Below are 3,849 nucleotides of genomic sequence, written 5' to 3' on the forward strand. Positions count from 1 at the left end.
TTCTCTGAACAAGAATTCAAGCTTGGTAATCATGTGGAAGTCCTTCCCGAGATCGATCCGAATCCAGGCATTCCGAGGTCAGTTGTTGCCGATCCTCGTTTCATCGTGGCATCGACCTGTGCGATCTTGTCCCTGACTCCGGTGTAGCTGACCTGCAGTCCTTCGACTTCACCCAGCCAGCCTTCCTGTTTGGCTTCGATGATGCGGGCTTCGAGGTTGTCTCGGATTTCTTCGAGCCTGCCTCGCTGCGTTGGATCCGGCCGCAGGAGTGAGCATCTGACGCAAGCATGCTCATGGATGCAGGGTGTGCCGAACGACCGTGCGCAGGTCCCGACCGATACTTTCCGCTTCTCGAAATGAGACAAGAACGCATCCCATTCCTCGTCGGTCGGTGTCCGGTATTCCTCGCTGGGCCTCATCGAACGACGACGCGCGATGAAAGCTCGGTGCGCTTCTATAGTTTCCGAGGGGTAGACGGCCTTGTAGCCCATCGTCGTGTCAATTGTCTTGTGCCCGCAAATAACCTGTGCGATATGGGGTGGCAGGCCGTTCATGATCGCGTCGGTGACGAATATTCGCCGGAAGTCGTGGGGCTGAAACATCAACGGATCGCCACTGGCATCGGTGAGAGCTGCCACGGTGAGCGCATTGATGAGGAGCTTGCGGACGAAACTCGGTGGGATCGCTCGGCGTTCGTTTCCGATTCCCCGCTGAAAGAGCAGCGGCATCGGCGGATTCCACAGCTTCTCCTGCGTATCGTAGGCAGCCACGAGAGGTATCGATCCGTTTGGTTGCCGCGAACGCTGAACGACCGCACTGAGGACTTCCGCGAGCTCGGGACTGACCAAGATCAGCCGCTCGGTATCGGTCTTCGATGGAGCTATCTGCAGCAGCGGAACCAGTTCACCGGTACTGGGTAGTCGGTATTCGGTGATGCTGTGGTGACTGAGCTCGAGGAGCTCTTCATGACGGATACCGCTGAGCCGCAACACTTCGATGGTGGCGAATGCCCAGAATGCTTCCTCGTCCTCGTAGGTGAGATCGCGACGAACACCGCTGACAGTATTGTCGGCCCATACGACGCGGCCGGTTCCCCGACGGATCAAGGATCGTCGCAGTTCTCCGTCGGTTCCCGCGATCACCTCACCTGGTTCGGTGTTCTGCGCCGCAACGAGTAGTGCCGCTGCGGCCGCGCGGCGGTCAGCGGCGGACCGAACCAACTGAGACAGGACAGGCAACCGCTCGCGGGTGCGTTGGTCCATCCGCGCTTTGCGGTGTTTGAGTTCCTTGCCTCTTTTGACCTCGCCGTCACTGATCGGGCAGGGCGCCACCCACTGCGCCCAGCGGGACGGATCTTCGACGGCCCAGTGCGCGAGGTCGAGATAGAACGCGCGCACTTGCAACAGATTGTCTTTGTAATTCTTTCGGGGCGAAGTTGTTTCGTGCTTTCGTCCCGCCGCGTCGACGGCGGTGCGTGTGATCGATCTCAGGTCGTCCTTCCATGCTCGGGCGACGTCAGGCGGCAGCGCCAGGGTGTCGATACCGGGGGCGAGTGTCTCGACGCGGCTCCAGAACAGCCCGGCAAGTCCTCGGGCACGAGAGTTGAGGCTGGTGTAGTCCAGCGCGGGTTGACGCTCGCGCAGATAGTCGATGAGCAGATCTCGGATCGGTTGGTTCTCGATCGGGTAGCGGTCGACGAGTTGTTCGATCGTCAACTGTCCGACCGGAGCGCCGAACGCGCGGATGCTGTGTGGTGCGTCCTCGGGAAAGATGCCCATCGCACGTAGTCGCAGGTAGAAATCGATCTTCTTCTGACCGCGGCGGGAGTGCACCTGCGCCATCGTGTCGATCAGCTCCACACAATCGCCGACAGTGATCTCTGCGACAGTCCCGCCTTTGGATACCAGCAGAGTCGCGATTCTGGTCGCTGCGATTCGTGCATCGTCTCGCGAGGTATCCGGCTGAGTGGCAGCAAGCTCGTCCAACCGCGCGAATCCGTCCGGATCTCGCAGCTTTGCCATCATCGGCGCGAGAAACGGGTGCGCCCGAGAGAGCATCCACGGCAACTGCGGCCGGATCACGTCCAGGCACAGCAACATCAGCAGTCCTGCAGCCAGATCGTTGCGATCATGTCTGACAGGGCGCCCGTGTCCGGCAATCCATTCCACCGGGAGATCGGCCCATGAGGCTGTCGCGCCGTAACGAGACCCGCGGATGTTCTCGGCGCCGCTGGCGAGCCACCGGGCTTGCCAGGTATCGCCGGGCACCGAAGCCAACCAGGTCAGTATCTTGATCACGCCCCGGTGCCGTCCGGCGCGGGTAGTGACCGCAGCCTCAGCGAGCACCGAGCAGTTCAGGCGGGCCTCGACCTCCTCGGCAGAGGCAGCGGTGTGCGGCCACCAGAGTTCAACTTCGCGTGGTGGAAACTGCTTGTGCAGTTGGCGAATCCTCGAATGCGGCACCGGTGTGACCTCGAAGCGTTCCGGGCGGGTCATGTGCTTGACGGCAGTGCTCACAACGTCCTCCCGAACAACACGCTCAACGCTGCCGGATCGTACCCAGGTGCAGGAGGCGGTAGAGGAGTCCTCGGATGTTCCCGCTGATCAGCAGTACGAGCGTGGTGGGCCAGGACGCTGGCGATCACCTCGTCCTTGTCGGGTGTCAGATAAATTTCGGTCGTCGACAAATGTGCGTGCCCCAACACCTCTTTGACCTCCACCAAGGACAAGTGCGGGTCGTTGGCCATCCGCCTCGCTGCACTGTGACGTAAGTCGTGCAGAGTCCAATCCGAACCGAGGGTAGCGTTCGCACGCTCGAACATCCGATGCGCCGCATGGTAATTCAACGGGCGACGAGGCCTTCGCAGTGTCCACCACAACGGTTGCATCCGTCCGAGTGGCACCTCGCCCCGCAGCTGCTCCTGATACAACCGCAACCAGACGAACGCGTCTGCCGACGCGGGGACCTGCTCCACCGCACGTGTTCCCTTGCGCACCACAGTAATCAACTGTTGACCAGGATCGACATCGCACTCGCGGACTCCCAACAACTCCGACGCTCGCACCCCGGACGAAATCCAGAACGCCACCAACGCCCGGTCCCGATCCGACGACAACGCCGCGAACAATTTTTCGAACAGATCCTCGGGAATCGCTCGGGGAATCCGCTGCGAGACCCGAGGCCGGTAGCGTCCCACACGCTCAGGTGCCCAATGATCCATCGGATTGTGGTGCGCATGAGCCCGTCTCGACCGGCGAGAGAGATCGAGAGGGAACGGATTCAAGACGGGACCAGTACCCGCGTCCCGATGAAAATCATAGAAACTTCGCAGCACCGTCTCACTGTGCGCCACTGTCGCCGGCGAGTACCCGACCCCCAGAGCCGGTTTACCGGTGACAAGATTCGGGGATACCGCAGCAGTAGCAGCCGACTCGGCACTGGCCGGCACCACTGACCCTTGTCGCGGCTTCGCCGCCAACTGAATCCAACAACTGAAATCACGGGCATCGACCCGAGAGGCACGATCCCACGCCACATCCACAGCGTAAAGGAACCTCCACCACCTCAGCAGATCCATACCGTATGAACGCACCGTCGCCACCGACCTCCCAGAAGCGATCAACTCCCGAAAGAACACCTCGACGGACTCCACTCGTTCACCGTCGCTGCCCTGCAAGACGTAAGGCTCCGACGCCTGACCGGTCGCTGTCAACCGACCCACTCGGGCCACCACCAGCCCCGACAGATCTCTCGGACTTTCCCCTTCGCTCATGTCCGCAAGCTACCGACCCACATCGACCCCACCCCTTCAGACCTGCACCGTTCAGCATTTAGTTCAGTCAACGGGGC

At 61.2% G+C, this 3,849-nt stretch carries 2 protein-coding genes; both read right to left on the reverse strand.

Going from position 1 to position 3,849, the window contains the following annotated elements; translation table 11 throughout:
- Positions 1-29 precede the first annotated feature (29 nt).
- Positions 30-2,516: a site-specific integrase gene (locus ASU23_RS11175; protein ID WP_058037924.1), complete on the reverse strand. Its 2,487-nt coding sequence runs from the start codon at positions 2,514-2,516 to the stop codon at positions 30-32.
- Positions 2,513-3,772 (reverse strand): site-specific integrase, encoded by a 1,260-nt coding sequence (locus ASU23_RS11180; protein ID WP_058037925.1) that lies wholly within the window; start codon positions 3,770-3,772, stop codon positions 2,513-2,515. Before ASU23_RS11180 ends, ASU23_RS11175 begins: the two co-directional genes overlap by 4 nt.
- Positions 3,773-3,849: the final 77 nt, after the last annotated feature.

The organism is Rhodococcus sp. KB6 (genome assembly GCF_001445685.1).
In the GTDB taxonomy this organism is placed as follows: domain Bacteria; phylum Actinomycetota; class Actinomycetes; order Mycobacteriales; family Mycobacteriaceae; genus Rhodococcus_F; species Rhodococcus_F qingshengii.